Source organism: Microbacterium sp. MMO-20 (assembly GCF_037147735.1).
In the GTDB taxonomy this organism is placed as follows: domain Bacteria; phylum Actinomycetota; class Actinomycetes; order Actinomycetales; family Microbacteriaceae; genus Microbacterium.
Map to the genome: position 1 here is coordinate 76,809 of NZ_JBBCUU010000003.1, position 17,770 is coordinate 94,578.

Annotated in this window: 21 protein-coding genes; 10 read left to right on the forward strand and 11 right to left on the reverse strand. The window is 69.6% G+C overall.

Annotated features, from left to right (window positions below):
* Window positions 1–38 precede the first annotated feature (38 nt).
* The 4 genes from WFI52_RS06330 to WFI52_RS06345 are packed head-to-tail and all read right to left on the reverse strand — an operon-like array spanning window position 39 to window position 2,266.
* A complete protein-coding gene (locus WFI52_RS06330) occupies window positions 39–947 on the reverse strand; it encodes an SURF1 family cytochrome oxidase biogenesis protein (protein WP_336626162.1) in 909 nt (302 codons plus the stop codon).
* Window positions 944–1,204, reverse strand: a complete 261-nt coding sequence (locus WFI52_RS06335; protein ID WP_336626163.1) for a hypothetical protein — start codon at window positions 1,202–1,204, stop codon at window positions 944–946. The genes WFI52_RS06330 and WFI52_RS06335 overlap by 4 nt, the downstream gene beginning before the upstream one ends.
* Complete coding sequence (locus WFI52_RS06340; RefSeq protein ID WP_336626164.1) at window positions 1,201–1,572, reverse strand: DUF3099 domain-containing protein; 372 nt, start codon at window positions 1,570–1,572, stop codon at window positions 1,201–1,203. The genes WFI52_RS06335 and WFI52_RS06340 overlap by 4 nt, the downstream gene beginning before the upstream one ends.
* 55 nt (window positions 1,573–1,627) lie before the next feature.
* The gene (locus WFI52_RS06345; protein ID WP_336626165.1) at window positions 1,628–2,266 is read right to left on the reverse strand and encodes a DUF4190 domain-containing protein; all 639 of its coding nucleotides are present in this window, start codon (window positions 2,264–2,266) and stop codon (window positions 1,628–1,630) included.
* Between the two features lie 104 nt (window positions 2,267–2,370).
* Here WFI52_RS06345 and fabG point away from each other — a divergent pair, with 104 nt between their 5' ends.
* Window positions 2,371–3,081, forward strand: a complete 711-nt coding sequence (gene fabG / locus WFI52_RS06350) for a 3-oxoacyl-ACP reductase FabG (protein ID WP_336626166.1) — start codon at window positions 2,371–2,373, stop codon at window positions 3,079–3,081.
* A gap of 12 nt (window positions 3,082–3,093) precedes the next feature.
* Here fabG and WFI52_RS06355 read toward each other — a convergent pair whose 3' ends face one another.
* Genes WFI52_RS06355 through glgC form a run of 3 tightly spaced genes read right to left on the reverse strand, consistent with a single transcriptional unit; the run spans window position 3,094 to window position 5,758 of the window.
* Window positions 3,094–3,789 (reverse strand): alpha/beta fold hydrolase, encoded by a 696-nt coding sequence (locus WFI52_RS06355; RefSeq protein WP_336626167.1) that lies wholly within the window; start codon window positions 3,787–3,789, stop codon window positions 3,094–3,096.
* A gap of 58 nt (window positions 3,790–3,847) precedes the next feature.
* Complete coding sequence (serB, locus tag WFI52_RS06360) at window positions 3,848–4,483, reverse strand: phosphoserine phosphatase SerB (protein WP_336626168.1); 636 nt, start codon at window positions 4,481–4,483, stop codon at window positions 3,848–3,850.
* 30 nt (window positions 4,484–4,513) lie between these two features.
* On the reverse strand, window positions 4,514–5,758 hold the full coding sequence (glgC, locus tag WFI52_RS06365; RefSeq protein ID WP_336626169.1) for a glucose-1-phosphate adenylyltransferase: 1,245 nt from the start codon (window positions 5,756–5,758) through the stop codon (window positions 4,514–4,516).
* Between the two features lie 46 nt (window positions 5,759–5,804).
* On the opposite strand from glgC, the gene glgA reads away from it, so the two are divergent.
* From glgA to WFI52_RS06380, 3 genes are all read left to right on the forward strand, one after another.
* Window positions 5,805–6,998: a glycogen synthase gene (glgA, locus tag WFI52_RS06370; protein ID WP_336626170.1), complete on the forward strand. Its 1,194-nt coding sequence runs from the start codon at window positions 5,805–5,807 to the stop codon at window positions 6,996–6,998.
* A gap of 10 nt (window positions 6,999–7,008) precedes the next feature.
* Window positions 7,009–7,800 carry an ABC transporter ATP-binding protein gene (locus tag WFI52_RS06375; protein ID WP_336626171.1) on the forward strand — a complete coding sequence of 264 codons (792 nt, stop codon included), beginning with the start codon at window positions 7,009–7,011 and terminating at the stop codon, window positions 7,798–7,800.
* Window positions 7,801–7,896: 96 nt separating this feature from the next.
* Window positions 7,897–8,148, forward strand: coding sequence for a type B 50S ribosomal protein L31 (locus WFI52_RS06380; protein WP_336626172.1), 252 nt, complete (start codon window positions 7,897–7,899; stop codon window positions 8,146–8,148).
* A 71-nt stretch (window positions 8,149–8,219) separates the two neighbouring features.
* Here the strand turns inward: WFI52_RS06380 and WFI52_RS06385 are convergent, their stop codons facing one another.
* Complete coding sequence (locus tag WFI52_RS06385) at window positions 8,220–9,014, reverse strand: exonuclease domain-containing protein (RefSeq protein WP_442927711.1); 795 nt, start codon at window positions 9,012–9,014, stop codon at window positions 8,220–8,222.
* Between the two features lie 66 nt (window positions 9,015–9,080).
* On the opposite strand from WFI52_RS06385, the gene WFI52_RS06390 reads away from it, so the two are divergent.
* Window positions 9,081–9,983, forward strand: coding sequence for an alpha/beta fold hydrolase (locus tag WFI52_RS06390; protein WP_336626174.1), 903 nt, complete (start codon window positions 9,081–9,083; stop codon window positions 9,981–9,983).
* On the opposite strand, the gene WFI52_RS06395 is transcribed toward WFI52_RS06390, so the two are convergent.
* Window positions 9,943–10,503: a CGNR zinc finger domain-containing protein gene (locus WFI52_RS06395; protein WP_336626175.1), complete on the reverse strand. Its 561-nt coding sequence runs from the start codon at window positions 10,501–10,503 to the stop codon at window positions 9,943–9,945. The genes WFI52_RS06390 and WFI52_RS06395 overlap by 41 nt on opposite strands.
* Before the next feature lie 55 nt (window positions 10,504–10,558).
* Between WFI52_RS06395 and WFI52_RS06400 the strand changes: the two genes are divergently transcribed.
* Entirely contained in the window at window positions 10,559–11,680 is a 1,122-nt protein-coding gene (locus WFI52_RS06400; RefSeq protein WP_336626176.1) for an EamA family transporter, read from the forward strand.
* Here the strand turns inward: WFI52_RS06400 and WFI52_RS06405 are convergent.
* Window positions 11,598–12,101: an Lrp/AsnC family transcriptional regulator gene (locus WFI52_RS06405; RefSeq protein WP_336626177.1), complete on the reverse strand. Its 504-nt coding sequence runs from the start codon at window positions 12,099–12,101 to the stop codon at window positions 11,598–11,600. The two genes, WFI52_RS06400 and WFI52_RS06405, sit on opposite strands and share 83 nt — an antisense overlap.
* A 176-nt stretch (window positions 12,102–12,277) precedes the next feature.
* Here WFI52_RS06405 and pdhA point away from each other — a divergent pair, with 176 nt between their 5' ends.
* Genes pdhA through WFI52_RS06420 form a run of 3 tightly spaced genes read left to right on the forward strand, consistent with a single transcriptional unit; the run spans window position 12,278 to window position 15,823 of the window.
* Window positions 12,278–13,393 (forward strand): pyruvate dehydrogenase (acetyl-transferring) E1 component subunit alpha, encoded by a 1,116-nt coding sequence (pdhA, locus tag WFI52_RS06410; RefSeq protein ID WP_336626178.1) that lies wholly within the window; start codon window positions 12,278–12,280, stop codon window positions 13,391–13,393.
* 1 nt (window position 13,394) lies between these two features.
* Window positions 13,395–14,405, forward strand: a complete 1,011-nt coding sequence (locus tag WFI52_RS06415) for an alpha-ketoacid dehydrogenase subunit beta (protein WP_336626179.1) — start codon at window positions 13,395–13,397, stop codon at window positions 14,403–14,405.
* Entirely contained in the window at window positions 14,402–15,823 is a 1,422-nt protein-coding gene (locus tag WFI52_RS06420) for a dihydrolipoamide acetyltransferase family protein (RefSeq protein ID WP_336626180.1), read from the forward strand. Before WFI52_RS06415 ends, WFI52_RS06420 begins: the two co-directional genes overlap by 4 nt.
* A gap of 24 nt (window positions 15,824–15,847) precedes the next feature.
* On the opposite strand, the gene WFI52_RS06425 is transcribed toward WFI52_RS06420, so the two are convergent.
* Window positions 15,848–16,462 carry a TetR/AcrR family transcriptional regulator gene (locus tag WFI52_RS06425; protein ID WP_336626181.1) on the reverse strand — a complete coding sequence of 205 codons (615 nt, stop codon included), beginning with the start codon at window positions 16,460–16,462 and terminating at the stop codon, window positions 15,848–15,850.
* A gap of 126 nt (window positions 16,463–16,588) precedes the next feature.
* Between WFI52_RS06425 and WFI52_RS06430 the strand changes: the two genes are divergently transcribed.
* Window positions 16,589–17,770 (forward strand): acyl-CoA dehydrogenase family protein, encoded by a 1,182-nt coding sequence (locus tag WFI52_RS06430; RefSeq protein ID WP_336626182.1) that lies wholly within the window; start codon window positions 16,589–16,591, stop codon window positions 17,768–17,770.

The following is a 17,770-nucleotide window of genomic DNA, read 5'->3' on the forward strand; positions in this document are numbered from 1 at the left end:
CGCGCTGCCGCGGACTCGGAGAGAGCCGTGTCGGCGGCTCAGCGCGGACTGACCTCGTCGAGGAGGGCATCCTCCTCGGCCATGTCGCGGTCCTTCGGGCGCGGTTCCCCGCGGCGGCGGCGTCGCGGCGCGGATTCTCGTGCGGCGGATGCCGCGGGCGGGGCCGCGCTCGGATCGCCGGCCGAGACCGCGGCGGCCTCCGCGGCATCCTGCGCGTCCTCGCGCCGATGACGGAGCTCGGTGCGGATCATGTACCAGATGAAGACGAACCCCATCACCGCGAACAGGATCCACTGGATCGCATACGAGAGGTGCGGACCGGGGTCTTCGGACGGCGACTCGAGCGCGTTCGGGACGGTGGCGGGCGCGGGATCCTCCGAGGCCATGAGGCCGTAGGCAGCCGTGACCACACCGCTGAGGCCGGTCTGCTCGGCGATGAGCGGCAGATTGATCGTCGGCACCTGTCCATCCGGCGCCGACTGCGTGGCGTTGCGCAGGGGCTCGCCGGGCATGAGACGCGCGACGACGGTCACGGTGCCGGTGGGCGGGGCGGGCACCTCATCCGGCTCGGGCTGATCATTGCCCGGGGCGAGCCACCCGCGATCGATGATGAGGATCTGTCCGGTGTCGGTGCGCAGCGGCACAAGCACCTCGAACGCGGCAGTGCCGCCGTGCGCGCGGTTCCGTGCGAGGAGGGTGTGATCGACGAGGTACTCGCCGCGGACCTCGACGGGATGCCACTGGTCCTCGGGGTTGAAGGCGCCGTCCGCTCCGATGAGGTCGCCGAGCGCGGACGGCGTCGCGTCGTAGTTCGCGGCGATCAGCGAGAGCTGGCGTTCCCGCTCCTCGTTGCGCGAGAACTGCCAGTTCGAGAGGAAGGCGCAGGCGATCGCGAACAGGACGGCGATCGCGACATAGCCCGTCCAGCGCAGCGCCGTGCGATTCACAGCTTGGTCCCGGCGGGCGCACCGGTCACGTTGCCCTCCGCGCCCGTGAGCGGCGCGCCCGTGAGCGGCTCGACGACGACGGGGAACTCGCGGGCGGCGAGGTAGTCGCGCAGGAAGTCGACGTGCGCATCGCACGCCGCCCAGACCTTGCGACGGTCAGCCGAGTGGATGCGCGGGTTGCGCCAGACGACCTGCCAATGCGCGCCGTCGCGGCATCCTGCGCGGGAGCAGACGATATCGACGTGCTCGGGGATCATCGCCGCTCACCTTCCCCGGCCGCGGGGCGCGGAGGGCTCTCCTGCAGTCGGATGACGTCGGGTACCGCGGGGGAGAGGCCGGTATCGACGGGCTCGACGCGGGGGGCCTCCAGTGCACGCTCCGGCGGCACCGCCCGCTCCGCAGGAGCCGCGGCGACGTTCGCGACGACGACAGCGACATACGGCAGGAAGATCGCGCCGACCGCGAACAGCCACGTGTACCAGCTGTAGGGCTGGACGACGACCATCAGTACGAAGCACGCCACTCTGATCGCCATCATCGTGAAGTACTTCGTCATGCGGCTGTGCGCGTCGTCCCGCGGGGCGCGCGGCAGCGAGGTCGCAGACTGAGTCGGGGAGTTCTTCACGGTGCCACCAGCCTACGCCGCCCCGAAGGGCTCGCACACGGAGCGGGCCGTGCGATCAGGCCCCGTAGCGCGCGCCCGACGACGCTCCCAACGCGATCACGAAGACGAAGAACAGCACACCGATCACGAGCAGCGCGAGGCCCGCCCATCCCACGATGATGCCCGCGAGCGCCATGCCGCGGCCACCCTCGCCCGAGCGCTTGATCTGATTGAGCGAGATGTGCCCCATGATCGCGCCGGCGAGCGATCCGACGAACGGCAGGATCCACAGGAAGCCGACGATCGACAGAATCATCGAGGCCACAGCGAGACCGTTCGTCTTACGGGCCGGCGCGTAGCCGCCGTATCCGTAGGGCAGAGCGGGCGCCGCGCCCGGCGCGGTCTGCACCGGAGAGGCGGGAGCGCCGGCGGGTGCAGCGCCGTACGGCGAGGTCGGATAAGCGGGCGGGGCGTACGTCGGCGGTGCATACGCGGGAGGCGCGGGCGGTGTGCCGTACGCATCCGTGCCGTATCCACTCGTGTCGTACGACGGCGCCGTCGGCGGGACATACGGGGCGCCGTCGTACGTGGGCGCCGAGTCGGCGGGAGCCTCCGGCACTGTCCCGGCGGGAGGCACGGGCGGCACGGGCGGTGCGGTGGGCAGGTCGTTGCGGGGCTCGGCGCTCTCGGGCTGCGGGCTGTTCGGATCGGTCACGGGGGCTCCTCTCGCCGAAAACCAGCCTAGCGTCGAGGCGGTGCGAACGAACGTGGATGCCGGTTCGCACTAGGCTGGTGCGGTCCTCGAGCGATGGGAGTCCCATGTCCACCGAGAGAGTCGTCCTCGTCACAGGGGGGAACCGCGGCATCGGCCGCGCGATCGCCGAACGCTTCGTCGCCGCCGGGTACCAAACGGCCGTCACGGCACGTTCGGGCGAAGGACCGGCGGGCACGCTCACCGTCCGCGCCGACGTCACGGATGCCGCGTCGCTGGACGCTGCGTTCACCGAGGTGGAGCAGCAGCTCGGCCCCGTCGAGATCGTCGTCGCGAACGCGGGCATCACGAAGGACACGCTGCTCCTGCGCATGACGGAGGAGGACTTCGATTCGGTCGTCGCTACCAACCTCGGTGGCACGTTCCGCGTCGTCAAGCGCGCATCCAAGGGGATGCTGCGGGCCAAGTGGGGTCGCGTCATCCTCATCTCGAGCGTGGTCGGCCTGTACGGCTCCGCGGGCCAGATCAACTACTCGTCCTCGAAGGCAGCCCTCGTCGGCTTCGCCCGTTCCCTCACGCGCGAACTCGGCGGGCGCGGCATCACGGCGAACGTGGTCGCACCCGGCTTCATCGAGACGGACATGACGGCGGAGCTCCCCGCCGAGACGCAGGCCGAGTACCGGCGGAACATTCCGGCGGGTCGATTCGCCACCGCCGACGAGGTGGCGGGCGTCGTCACATGGCTTGCGTCGGAGGACGCCGCGTACATCTCCGGCGCCGTCATCCCCGTCGACGGCGGTCTCGGCATGGGCCACTGACCCGCCGGCGAATCAGCGCGTGATCGCGTCGACGATCGCAAGACCGAGGCGATCGGGCGCGGAGAACTGCGGCCAGTGCGCCGTGCCGAGCTTCACGACCTCGGCATCCGCGATGGCCGCGAACTCATCACCGTGCGGCCCCCATCCCGCGACGAGGCGACGGAACGTCGGCTCATCGAGACTCCCCATCAGGAGCGTCGTCGGCACACCGAAACGACGCACGTCCCTGAGTTCGATCGGATCGGTCGGCACCCGGCCCGGAACACTGCGGGTGAGGGGGAGCGTGCGTCGACGTGTCGCCTCGTCGAGATCGAAGGTGTCATCCGTGTCGAAGAAATCCCAGCCGGGGAACGGCACGACGCCGTCCACGACGGGGAACTCCGAAATGTCTGCACCGGGGAAGGGCGGGATCGTGTCGACGAGAATGACGCGTGCCACGCGATCGGGGCGGCGGTCGACAGCACCCCATGCGACGTTGCCGCCGCCGGAGTGCCCGACGACGACGACCTCACCGTCCGCGCGATCGATCTCGGCGACCACGGAGTCAACCCAGTCGGAGATCCCGACGTCGGCGCTCTCCGCCGCCGGCCGGCCGACTCCGGGCATGGTCAAGGGCCGCGCTCGAAGGCCCTGCGCGCCGAGGGAGGGCAGCACGTCCTCCCAGGAGGAAGCGTCGAGCCAGAGGCCGGGGATCAGCAGAACGTCCATGCGTGGCACGCTATCGGGGGCCGCCGACATCCGGTAGCGTCCCCGCCAACACGACGCGTCAGGGCAGGAGCGGGATCAGCTCGCGAAGGTCCACCGGACCGATCACGAGGTCCGCCTGAGCGCGCACGGCGGGCTTCGCGTTGAATGCGACGCCGAGACCGGCCGCAGCCATCATCCCGAGATCGTTCGCGCCGTCGCCCACCGCGATCGTGCGGACGAGCGGCAGGCCTGCGTCGAGAGCCCACTCGCGCAGCGCGGCCGCCTTGCCCTCGGCATCCACGATCTCGCCGTCGACGAGGCCGGTCAACACGGCGCCGTCCGACGCGAGACGGTTGGCGCGCCACGTGTCGACGCCGAGGGTGGGAGCGATCGTGTCGAGGATCTCGTGGAAGCCCCCGGAGACGACCGCGGCGATCCCGCCCCGCGCGTGGATGGCGGCGATGAGCTCGGCGGCCCCGGGTGTCGGCTCGACGCGCGCTCGCACGCGCTGGAAGGCGCTGAGCGGCACACCCTGCAGCGCCCGCACGCGAGAGCGCAGACTCGTCGCGAAGTCGACCTCGCCGCGCATCGCGGCCTCCGTCGCCGCAGCGACCTCGGCGCCGCGCCCCGCCTCGTCGGCGATGAGCTCGATGACTTCATTGCGCAGCAGGGTGGAATCGGCGTCGAAAACGACGAGGAAGCGAACATCAGGCACCCGACAAACCTAGCGGGAGGCGCGCGCCCCTCAGCGCGTGATGCGCGCGTTCTTGCCGACCACCGTGATGCCGCTGTCGGTCACGGTGAAACCGCGGGCGATGTCGAGGGAACGGTCGACACCCACGGTCGCGCCCGGTTCGAGGACGACGTTCTTATCGAGGATCGCGCGATGCACGCGCGCCCCCGCGCCGACGTCGACGTGGTCGAACAGGACCGAATCGGTGATCGTCGCTCCTCCCGCCGACAGCGTCCACGGCCCCACGACCGAGCGCTCCAGGTGGGTTCCCGAGAGCACCGATCCGAGCGACACGATCGAGTCGATCGCATTGCCCATCCGTCCCACGCCGTCACGCACGAACTTCGCGGGCGGCGAGTTCACCGCCTGCGAGTGGATCGGCCAGTCGGTGTTGTACAGGTTGAAGATCGGCAGCGTCGAGATGAGATCCATGTGCGCGTCGAAGAAGGAGTCGATCGTTCCCACGTCGCGCCAGTAGTCGCGGTCACGATCCGTCGATCCGGGGACGTCGTTGCGCTTGAAGTCGTAGACCGCTGCCTCTCCGCGACTCACGAAGTAGGGGATGATGTCGCCGCCCATGTCGTGTCCCGAGGTCGGCAGCTCACCGTCCTCCTCGACCGCCGCGATCAGTGCGTCCGCGTCGAAGATGTAGTTGCCCATCGAGGCCAGCACCTGCGACGGGTCGTCGACGAGACCTGCCGGGTTCTGCGGCTTCTCGAGGAACTCGCGGATCGTGAGGTTGTCGGAGGGATCGAGATCGATGACGCCGAACTGATTCGCCAGTTCGATGGGCTGGCGGATGCCGGCGACCGTCGCCTTTGCCCCCGAGGCGATGTGCGCGTCGATCATCTGCTCGAAATCCATGCGGTAGACGTGATCGGCACCGATGACGACGACGATGTCGGGCTTCTCGTCGTGGATGAGGTTGAGCGACTGCAGGATCGCGTCGGCCGAGCCGGAGAACCAGCGCTTGCCGAGACGCTGCTGGGCGGGCACGGATGCCACGTACGCGTTCAGCAGCGCTGACATCCGCCACGTCTGCGAGACGTGCCGGTCGAGACTGTGCGACTTGTACTGCGTCAGCACGACGATCTGTCTGAGGCCCGAGTTCACGAGGTTGGAGATCGCGAAGTCGATCAAGCGGTACTGGCCCCCGAACGGTACGGCGGGCTTGGCCCTGTCCACGGTGAGTGGCATCAGGCGCTTACCCTCGCCGCCGGCGAGAATGATTCCGAAGACCTTCGGCGCTGCAGGCATGGGACCACACTATGGCCTCATCCGCGGTTGTACTACCGTTCCTCACATGCGCGTCGACATCGTCACGAAGGAGTACCCGCCCGAGATCTACGGCGGGGCGGGAGTCCATGTCACCGAGCTCGTCCGCGCCCTGCGCGAGAGCATCGATGTGCGCGTCCACGCCTTCGGCGCGGATCGCGACGAGGTCGACACGGCGTCCTATTCCGTCCCGGTCGAGCTGCAGTCCGCGAACCCCGCGGTGCAGACCCTCGGCGTCGATCTCGAGATCGTGGGGGACGTCGCCGGAGCCGACGTCGTGCACTCGCACACGTGGTACGCGAACTTCGCCGGACACGTGGCATCGCTCCTGCACGGGATCCCGCACGTCGTGACGGCGCACTCGCTCGAGCCGCTGCGCCCGTGGAAGGCGGAGCAGCTCGGCGGCGGGTACGCCGTGTCGAGCTACATCGAGAAGACCGCTTACGAGAGCGCCGCGGCCGTCGTCGCCGTAAGCGACGGCATGCGTCGCGACATCCTCCGGAGCTATCCCGATCTCGACCCGGGCAAGGTCCGTGTGATCTACAACGGCATCGACGTCGAGGCGTGGCAGCCGCGCACCGACCACGCGCTCCTCGAGCGTCACGGCATCGACCCGAACGCTCCCTCGGTCGTGTTCGTGGGCCGCATCACGCGGCAGAAGGGACTGCCGTACTTCCTGCGCGCCGCGGCGCTTCTGCCGAAGAACGTGCAGATCGTGCTGTGCGCCGGAGCGCCGGACACGCCGCAGATCATGGCCGAGGTGGAAGGCCTCGTGCGCGAGCTGCAGCAGAGCCGTGACGGCGTCGTCTGGATCGACGAGTTCCTGCAGCGCGACGAACTCTGCGCGATCCTCACCTCCGCGACGACGTTCGTCTGCCCGAGCATCTACGAGCCGCTCGGAATCGTGAACCTGGAGGCCATGGCCTGCGGCGCGGCGGTCGTCGGCACCGCGACCGGAGGGATCCCGGAGGTCGTCGTCGACGGCGTCACAGGCCGCCTCGTACCGATCGACCAGGTGCAGGACGGCACGGGCACGCCGACCGACCCCGATCGGTTCGTCGCGGACCTGGCCGCGACCCTCACCGAGGTCGTCTCCGACCCCGAGCGCGCGAAAGCGTACGGCGCGGCAGGCCGGGAGCGCGCCGCATCGTCGTTCAGCTGGCGCGCGATCGCCGACGCCACGGCGGCGCTCTATCGCGAGGTGTCCGAAGCGTCCCGATAGGCTGGGGGACATGCCCCAGGTCCTCGAATTCGCCGATGTCGTCGTCCGTCGCAACGCCCGCAACATCGTCGATCACGTCGACTGGAGCGTGAACGACGACGAACGCTGGGTGATCCTCGGGCCCAACGGCGCGGGGAAGACCACGATCCTCCAACTCGCCGCGACGCTCCTGCACCCCACCTCCGGTCGCGTGTCGATCCTCGACGAGACGCTCGGCCGCGCAGACGTCTTCGAGTTGCGTCCGCGCATCGGTTTCGCCTCGTCGGCGATGGCACGCCGGATGCCGCCGGAGGAAACCGTGCTGGATGCTGTCATGACGGCGGCGTTCTCGGTGATGGGACGGTGGAACGAGCAATACGAGGCGATCGACGAGAAGCGCGCGCACCGCGTGCTCGGCGAGTGGAAGCTCGCGCACCTCGCCGAGCGCACCTTCGGCACACTCTCGGACGGGGAGCAGAAGCGCGTGCAGATCGCGCGTGCGGTCATGACCGACCCGGAGCTCCTCCTCCTCGACGAGCCGACCGCGAGCCTGGATCTGGGGGCACGCGAGGAGCTCCTCGCCCTGCTCGGCGGCTACGCACAGGCGCCCACGACACCCGCGATGGTGATGGTCACCCACCATGTGGAGGAGATCCCCGTCGGGTTCACCCACGTGCTGCTCCTGCGGGAGGGCGGGGTCGTCGCCGCGGGTCCGATCGCCGAGGCCCTCACGGCCGAGAATCTCTCTGCGACGTTCGATCTGCCGATCACGCTCTCGAGCGCCGACGGTCGGTTCGCGGCGCGCGCAAGCGCGGTTTCCTGAACCCCGGCATCCCCTGGTAGAATCGATCCTTGGTGCAATCGGCACCGCAGACTTCCCTCGCTCTGGCAAAATCCAGGGCACCACGTAAGGAACCCCATGAAGACTGACATCCACCCCGAGTACCAGGCGGTCGTGTTCCGCGACCTCGGCTCCGGCGAGACCTTCCTGACCCGTTCGACGGTCACGAGCGACAAGACGATCGAGCTCGACGGTGCGACCTATCCCGTCATCGACGTCGAGATCTCCTCGGCCTCGCACCCGTTCTACACGGGCAAGCAGCGCATCATGGACTCGGCCGGCCGCGTCGAGAAGTTCAACCAGCGCTTCAAGAATTTCGGCTCCAAGTAATCTCCGAGTCCGACGAATGCCCCGCTTCGGCGGGGCATTCGTCGTTCGGCGACCCGCCGCGGCGTCGCAGGTCAGCGGATCGGCCAGGCTCCGTCGACGCGGGAATCGGGATCGATGCGGCCCATGCGGACGAAGTACTCCGTGAGGCTCTCGGCCTGCGCACGCGCCCACGCGATCTGCTGCGTGTGCAGCTCCTCGACGGGCCCGGTGAGCGCGAAGCGTCGGGCGAGCGCCTGAGCGACCCGACCGGCCGCGATGGCATCGGCGGCAGCGTCGTGCGCGCCCACGAGCGCGACCTCGTAGTGCGCCGCCACGACCTCGAGGGTGCGCTTGCCCTTCCGGAACCGGTCGTGCGCCTTGTCCAGGACGAGCGGGTCGACGACCGGCGCAGGTGCGTCGATGGGCGGGATCCCGTGGCGGAGAGCCTCGTACTTCAGCAGGGAGAAGTCGTACGGCGCGTTGTAGGCGACGACCGGGATGCCGCCGGCGAAAAGATCGCGCAGCTCAGCCGTGACCTCTGCGACGACCTCGGCTGCGGGGCGCCCGTGCGCGCGCGCATGCGCGGTCGTGATCCCGTGGACAGCCGTCGCGCCCTCCGGGATCGCCACACCCGGATCGGCGATCCAGGAGCGCGAGCGCAGCGCGGTGCCCGACGCATCGAGCAGTCCCACGTGCGCGGTCACGATGCGATCGTGGGTGACGTCGATACCGGTCGTCTCGAGATCGAACACGCCCACGGCGTCGGCCCAGCCGCGCGAGGACGTCGTCGCGTTTCCGCCTGCCTCGCCTGTCCCATCTGCGGTACGCGGGACGAGGTCGAGGGCGTCGTCGCCCCAGAGGGGGAGCGGGAGCTGCCACTGACTCATGCCACCGACGGTATGCGAGGCGTCGGACATCCCGGCGCAGGCTCGCGGGACTCGTAGACTCGGAGGATGACCGTGCGCTCGCCCTACGCCGACCGGCTCGCCACGATCCCGATCGTCCGCCGCACGGTCGAGCTCAGCCGCGGCACGACGGCGTACTGGGAGTACGGCGACGCGGACGCGTCGACCGAGACGCTTCTCGTCGTGCACGGCTACCGCGGCGATCATCACGGCCTCGAGCCCGTCATCGCGTTCCTCGAGGGCGTCCGCGTCATCTCTCCCGACCTCCCGGGCTTCGGTGAGACGCCGCCGCTCGGCGGCGTCGCCCACGACATCGAGGCGTATGCGGACTGGCTCGCCGAGTTCGCCGCGGCCGTCGCGCCCGGGGCCCCCGTCCTCGGGCACTCGTTCGGCTCGATCGTCGTCGCCGCCGCCGTCGCGGGGGGCCTCGACGCACCGCGAGTGATCCTTGTGAACCCGATCGGTGCACCGGCGCTCGAGGGACCGCGCGGCATCCTCACTCGCCTTGCGGTCTTCTACTACTGGGCAGGCGCCAAACTGCCGCGCCCCCTCGGCGACGCGCTCTTGCGCAATCGCCTCATCGTCCGCGTCATGAGCGTCTCGATGGCGAAGACCCGCGATCCGCGGCTACGCGCTTTCATCCACGATCAGCACGACGCGTATTTCTCGCTGTTCGGTGATCGCGACGTGCTGCACGAGGGCTTCGTCGCCTCTGTCTCCAACGACGTGCGTCGCTTCGCGCCCGGCATCGCCCAACCGACGCTGCTCATCGCCGCAGAGAAGGATGACATCACGCCGATCGAGGCGGAACGGCACCTCCAGACGCTCTTCCCGCGAGCTGAGCTCGTCGAGATCCCTGACGTCGGCCACCTCATCCATTACGAGACGCCGCAGCAGGCGGCGGCGGCGATCAGGCGCTTTCTTCGGCCTTCCGCCGGCGATACGCGATGACGTTCATGCGATTGCCGCAGTTGCCGGTGTCGCAGTAGCGCTTCGACCCGTTCTTCGAGAAGTCGACGTAGACGGCGTCGCAGTCATCCGCCTCGCAGATGCGCACCCGGTCCCATTGGTCGGCGCGGATGACGTCGACGAATGCCATCGCCGCTTCGACGAGCATGCGCACCGATAGCGGGGCATCCGACTCGGTTGCGTGGATGTGCCAGTCGAATCCGTCGTGGATGACGAGCTGGGGGAGCGCGCTCCCGTCGCGCAGCATCGCGTTGACGATCGGAACGGCCGCGTCGCGATCGACGTCCCAGAGCCCACGGAGACGACCGCGATTAGCCCGCACCGCCTCGAGTTCCGCGTCGTCGCGATGGAACGTCCCGGTGTAGGCGTACTCGTCGAGGTACGCGTCGAAATCGGCCTGTGTCTCGAGCTGATCGACCGCTTCCGTCCCCACGTGCGGGAGCGTGTTCACGAGTGCGGCGGCCGCGCGCAGCGACTGCTCGGTGTCATGGATGAATACCACATTGACTCCTGACTGATCGTGGCAGTACTGTCACCAGTGTAAAGACCCAACACTCATGACAGGACCGCCGGTGACGCACACCGCTCCGCTCGAGATCATCGCACCCGCTGCGCTCGCCCCGACCACGGCGCACCGTGGCGCCACTCGCCCCGTCGGTGCGGGCCCACACGCGCGGAAGCGCACCGTCGGCATCGTCATGGCCGTCACCTCGGCGCTCGCCTTCTCGTCGAGCGGTCCACTCGTCAAACCGCTGCTGGAGGCCGGGTGGTCCCTGTCCGCCGCCCTGGTGGTGCGCATGGGGCTCGCCGGCCTCATCCTGTCACCCGCTCTCGTGCGGGCGATGTGCCGGGAACGATCGTTTCTGCGCCGGCACTGGCGCTCGCTCGTCGCGTTCGGGCTCGTTCCCGTCGCAGGATGCCAACTGCTGTTCTTCTCCGCAATGCAGCGGATGCCGGTCGCGGTCGCGTTGCTCATCCAGTACCTTGCCCCCGTCCTCCTCGTCGGATTCGTCTGGCTGCGTACGAGGCGCGCGCCGTCGCGGCTCGTCATCCTCGGGTCGATCATCGCGATCGTGGGTCTCGTTCTCGTCGTCGACATCTCCGGAGCGCGTTTCGACCTCGTCGGCACGCTCCTCGCGCTCGGTGCTGCGGTCACGGTCTGCGTGTACTTCGTGATGAGCGAACGCACCGGCGACGATCTGCCTCCCCTCGCCCTCGCATCCGGGGGTCTGCTCCTCGGCGCCGCGTTCATGGCCCTGCTCGCGGCGACGGGCGCGCTGCCGATTGCTGCCCCCGCTGTGACGGTCGCGTTCCGCGGCGTCGAGGTCCCCGGCATCCTTCCGATCCTCTGGGTGGGCGCGGTGGGGACGACCCTCGGCTACGCGCTCGGCGTCATGGCCGTTCCGCGCGTCGGATCTCGCCTCGCCTCCTTCATCGGCTTGAGCGAGGTCCTCTTCGCCCTCGGGTTCGCGTGGCTGCTCCTCGGCGAGAGGCCCGGGCCGATCCAGTTCGTCGGCGGCGCCGTGCTCCTCGTGGGCGTCGTGCTGGTGCGAATGGATGCCGGCGACGGCGCGGACGCCGAACTCGATCGCGCGGCTACGATTCCCGTCGAGCCGATTCCCGCAGCCCCGGCTCCCGGCTCGATGCCTCGAGAAGCGGCCGCACGCGATAGCCGATGACCTCGCCCATCACGAGGGAGGTCTCCGTGCGCTCGACGCCTTCGATCGCGAGGATCCGCGCATCCACGTCGAAGAGATGCTGGGTGTCGCGGGCGACGACGCGGACGAGCAGATCCACCTGACCGCTCATCCCGTGCGCTTGGACGACCTCGGGGATCTCGGCGATCGCGGTCGTGATGCGCGGGAGGTCGGCCTGGCGCACCATGACGCTCACCATGGCTTCGATCGGGAGCCCCAGCGCCTGGGTCGACATGGCGCGCTCGTAGGAGTGGAAGACGCCGGATCGCTCCAGCCGCAGCATGCGCGCCTGCACAGTGTTGCGCGACAGTCCGAGGCGGTCGGCGAGGGCGACGACGGTGGCGCGGTGATCATCGGCGAGCGCGCTCAGCAGCTCGAGGTCGACGCGATCGAGAGAACCCATAGTGCTGAATCCTAGCAGCGTCCTTACTACCGGACCGTGCAACATGCTCAGCCCCTCTTCGAATGCTTGAGCGAGGTGCGAGTCGGACGTACTCTCGAGCCAGTCGGCGACGGTGCCGGCGTCCGGAAGTGCCGGGGCCCACGAAGCCTCGGGCGCGCCCCGAAGGGATGACGACGATGCACACCCTGATCACAGAGCCCGCGCTCGCGCAGGACACCGACAAGCTCGCCCAGCTGCTGACGCCCGACGGCGAACGGGTCCACGACGCCCGCCTCGACCGCTGGGCGGAGGAGATCGATGTCGACGAGCTTCGCGACCTGCACCGCCGCATGGCGATCGCCCGGCGTGCGGACGTCGAGGGCGTCGCGCTGCAGCGGCAGGGGCACCTGGGGCTCTGGGCGCCCGCGCAGGGCCAGGAGGCGATCCAGATCGGGAGCGCGCGCGCCTGCCGCGCGGACGACTTCCTCTTCCCGTCGTACCGCGAAGTGGGAGTGCTCCTCAGTCGCGGCGCGCTGGCCGCCGACCTCGTCCTCGCGTGGCGCGGCGAGGTGCACTCGACCTACGACCCGCGCGAGCTCCACCTCGCCCCGCAGCAGATCATCATCGGTGCGCACTCGCTGCACGCAGTCGGGTACGGGATGGGTGTCCAACGCGACGGCGGCGACCAGGTCGCCGTCGCCTACTTCGGCGATGGCGCGACGAGCCAGGGCGACGTCAACGAGGCGATGGTGTTCGCCTCCTCCTTCCAGGCGCCCGTCGTCTTCGTCTGCTCCAACAACCAGTGGGCGATCTCCGAACCCGTCACGGTGCAGTCCCGGTTCCCCATCGCGGGGCGCGCGCCGGGTTTCGGCATCCCGAGCCTGCGCGTCGACGGCAACGACGTCGTCGCGTGCACGGCCGCGATGCGATGGGCGCTCGATCACGCGCGCCGCGGCGGCGGTCCCGTCTTCATCGAGGCCGTGACGTACCGGATGGGCCCCCACACGACGTCCGACGACCCCACGCGCTACCGCGACAAGGAAGAGGTGGAGCGCTGGCGTGCCCGTGATCCGCTGCTGCGACTCGAGGCGCACCTGCGCCGCATCGGAGCGTTCGACGACGCGTTCGACGCCGAGGTCGCCGCGGCCGCCGACGCCTTCGCAGCCGAGATGCGCGACGCTGTCCTCACCGCGAAGACCCGGCCCGCGATCGAGGTGCTCGACGATGTCTACGCCGAACCGCACTCGGGCCTCACGCGCCAGCGCGAGCGCTTCGCCGCGTACCTCGACGGCTTCGCGGACGAGGAGGCCTGAGATGGCCCAGCTGACCATGGGGAAGGCGATCGGCGCGGGCCTGCGCAACGCGATGGCGCGCGACGACCGCGTGCTCGTCATGGGGGAGGACATCGGCAAGCTCGGCGGAGTGTTCCGCATCACCGACGGACTGCTCGACGAGTTCGGGCCGCAGCGCGTCATCGACACTCCGCTCGCGGAGTCCGGCATCGTCGGCACGGCGATCGGGCTCGCCTATCGCGGGTTCCGCCCCGTCGTGGAGATCCAGTTCGACGGATTCGTCTACCCCGCCTTCGATCAGATCGTCTGCCAGGTGGCGAAGCTGCACTACCGCACCCGTGGGCGCATCAACATGCCGATCACGATCCGGATTCCGTGGGCCGGCGGTGTCGGCGCAGCCGAGCACCATTCCGAGTCGCCCGAAGCCTATTTCGTGCACACCGCCGGCCTGCGCGTGGTCGCGGTGTCGAACCCGCAGGACGCGTACACGATGCTGCAGCAGGCGATCGCCTGCGACGATCCCGTCGTCTTCTTCGAGCCGAAGCGGCTCTATCACACCAAGGGAGAGGTCGACACGGACGCTGATATCGCCGACGCGCCCCCGATGGGACTCGCGCGTGTCGCACGCGAAGGCACGGATGTGACGCTCCTGACGTACGGTGCGCAGACGGTGACGGCACTGGATGCCGCAGCCGCCGCCGACGACGAGGGGATCTCTATCGAGGTCATCGATCTGCGCTCCCTCTCACCCGTCGACTATCGGACCGTCACCGCTTCGGTGCGAAAGACCGGACGCGTCGTCGTCACGCACGAGGCGGCGGGTGAGGCGGGCGTCGGGGCCGAGCTGATCGCGAGTGTCACCGAGCAGTGCTTCCATTACCTCGAAGCGGCCCCCGCTCGGGTCACGGGGCACGACATCCCGTACCCCCCGGCGAAGCTCGAGCGGCATCACGTGCCGGACCTCGATCGCATTCTCGACGCGGTCGACCGTGTGCTGGATCGGCCGAACAGCCTGTCGGGGGTGACCCTGTGATCTCGGAGTTCCGCCTTCCCGACCTCGGCGAGGGACTACCCGAAGCGGAGATCGTTCAGTGGCTCGTCGCAGAAGGCGATACCGTCACGCTCAATCAGCCGATCGCCGAAGTCGAGACCGCGAAAGCGATCGTCGAACTACCCTCACCGTTCGCCGGCACGGTCCGTCAGCTCCACGCCGAGACCGGCGCCGTCGTCGAGGTGGGGAGTCCTCTGATCGCGATCGAGGTGCCCGGAGCCGGCAGCGACAAGCCCACCGTGGCGTCGACCGGTACAGCGGATGAGCCGGCTTCCGCAGCCCCCGCCGCCGCAGCAGCCCCTCCCGCGGACACCGCGGAGGAGGGACCGGAGCGCGCCGTCCCGAACCTCGTCGGCTACGGCGCCGCTCCCCGGACGTCGCAACGCCCCCAGCGCCGCGCCCGCGCGGGGCGCACCGCCACGGCATCCGACACGTCCGTCCTCGAGGCTGCTCCCCACGACGTCGTCGCCGAGGCGCCCCCGATCGATGTGCGGCACGAACGCCCGCGCTCGACGCCACCCGTGCGTCAGCTCGCGAAGCAGCTAGGGGTCGACCTCGCTCTCGTGGAGGCGTCCGGCGTCGAAGGCGTCATTCGCCGCGAGGACGTCGAGCGCTTCGCCGCGCAGCGGCCGGATCAGGCAGGCGCGAGCACCCCGGCGTCCGCGACCGTGCCCACCGACACGGAGCCGGCCGTCGCCGAGCGCGAGACGCGCCTGCCGATTCGCGGCGTACGCAAGGCGACAGCGTCAGCGATGGTGCGCAGCGCCTTCACGGCTCCGCACGTCACATGCTTCCTCGAGGTGGACGTCACGGAGACCGCGCGACTCGTCGCGAACCTGCGCGCCGACGCGCGGCTCGCGGATCACCGCATCGGCATCCTCGCAGTCGTCGCCAAGGCGGTGTGCCTGGCGCTGCGTGCGGAGCCGTCGCTCAACTCACGCTGGGACGACGAGGCGGGCGAAATCGTGCAGTACCACTACGTCAACCTCGGCATCGCCGCAGCGACCGAGCGCGGACTCATCGTGCCGCACATCCCCGACGCGCACACGCTCGGGCTCGCCGCGCTCGCCGACGCGATCCGCGAGCTGACCCAGACGGCGCGCGCGGGGCGCGCGGCTCCCTCCGCCTTGAGCGGGGGCACGTTCTCGATCACGAACTTCGGGACGTTCGGGGTCGATGCCGGCACCCCCATCCTGAACCCGCCGGAGGCCGGAATCCTCGGCGTCGGTGCGGTGCGTCGCCGTCCGTGGGAGCACGAGGGTGAGATCGCGCTGCGCGAAGTCATGACGCTCAGCCTGTCTTTCGATCATCGCCTCGTCGACGGCGAGCAGGGCGCGCGCTTCCTCGCCGCCGTCGGCGACGTCCTGCGAGAACCGGGGCGCGTGATGCTGCTCGTCTGATCGCGCGAGCGCTGCGTGGCGCCGTCAGTGCGCAGCGAGAGCGGCGAAGGCCATGTCGGCAAGGATGTCGTGCACTTCGTCATCGCCGGGCACGTCGCGCAGTCCTCGTACCGAGTACGGCGTGGAGTTGATCAGACCGAACCCCGCGTGGGCGCGGATGCGGAGATCGGCGGAGGGTCGGTCGGGGTGAAGGCGCTCGAGCACATCCGTCCACAGTTCCACGTACTCGCGCTGAAGGCGGCGGACGTCATGACGGTCATCGTCGCTGAGCCGCGCGAGGTCACGGTCGTGCACGCGGATCACGTCAGCATCGTTCAGTGCGAACTCGACGTGGAAGTCGATGAGCTCGCGCAGCTGGGCTTCCGGCTCGCCGCCGACGGCGGTGACGCGACGCCCACCCGTGAGCAGCCTCTCGCTCGCGCGGCGCAGCACGGCTCCGAGGAGCGCCCGCTTGTTGGAGAAGTGCCGGTAGACCGCGGGGCCCGTGATCCCGACAGCAGCGCCGAGGTCTTCCAGGCTCACGCCGTCGAAGCCGCGGGCGGCGAAGAGCCGCGCGGCCTCCTGGAGGAGGGCATCGTAGCGTTCGGCCTTCGCGCGATCGCGCCCCTTCGACGGCTCTGTGGGGGTCTGCGTTGCCATCCCAGTTAATCCTCGCTAACCTGGAGTCGTTCGGTTAAGGCACACTAACCCGATTCGCCGTGGCGGTGCCAGCGGGCTGGGGCGCTGTGATCTGATCGTGACGCGGAGCGCATCGAAGGAGATGGCATGGGCGTATTGGATGTCGCGGCCTACGGGCTGAGCGACGAGGAACGCGAGCTCGCCGACATGGTGCGCGCCTTCGCAGATGAGCAGGTCGCGCCGCGCGCCTATGAGGCCGATCGCACGAAGACCCTCCCGCTGGACGTCGTGGCGGCGATGGGGGAGATGGGGTTGTTCGGTCTTCCGTTCCCCGAGGAGGTCGGCGGACAGGGCGGCGATTACGTCCCTCTGGGACTGGCGATCGAAGCCCTCGGACGTGTCGACCAGTCGATCGCCATCACCCTCGAGGCGGGAGTGAGCCTCGGTGCCATGCCGATCTTCCGATTCGGCACCGACGCGCAGCGCGCGCAGTTCCTGCCGGACCTCCTCGCTGGGCGCGCCCTCGCAGGCTTCGGCCTCACCGAACCCGAAGCAGGATCGGATGCCGGGAGCACGCGCACGACGGCGCGCCTGGAGGGCGCCGAGTGGGTGATCGACGGCGCGAAGCAGTTCATCACCAACTCCGGCACGGCGATCACGCAGTTCGTCACGGTGACGGCCGTCACGGGGCACCGCGGTGACCGCAAGGAGATTTCGACGATCATCGTGCCGAACGGGACCGCGGGGTTCGAGGTCGGCCCCGCCTACGACAAGGCCGGCTGGCACGCGTCCGATACTCACCCGCTGACCTTCACGGGGGCGCGTGTGCCGGAGGCGAATCTCCTCGGCGAGCGCGGACGGGGATTCGCGAACTTCCTCAGCATTCTCGACGAGGGGCGCGTCGCCATCGCCGCGCTCGCGACGGGGGCGGCGGAGGGATGCCTCGACGCCGCCCTCGACTACGCGCAGAGCCGGCAGGTGTTCGGCGAGCGCCTCGGGTCGCGGCAGTCGATCCAGTTCATGATCGCGCGCATGCAGGCGCGCGTGCACACGGCGCGTCTCGCGTGGCTGCATGCCGCACGTCTGCGCGACGAGGGGCGCCCGTTCGGCCCTGAGGCGGCGATCGCGAAGCTCACGGCATCCGACGCGGCGATGGACAACGCGCGGGATGCTACGCAGATCTTCGGCGGCAACGGATTCATGAACGAGTATCCCGTCGCGCGGCACTTCCGCGACTCCAAGATCCTCGAGATCGGCGAAGGGACGACCGAGGTGCAGCTGCTCGTGCTCGCCCGCGCGCTCGGCCTCACCGGCGACAGAGCCGCGTGA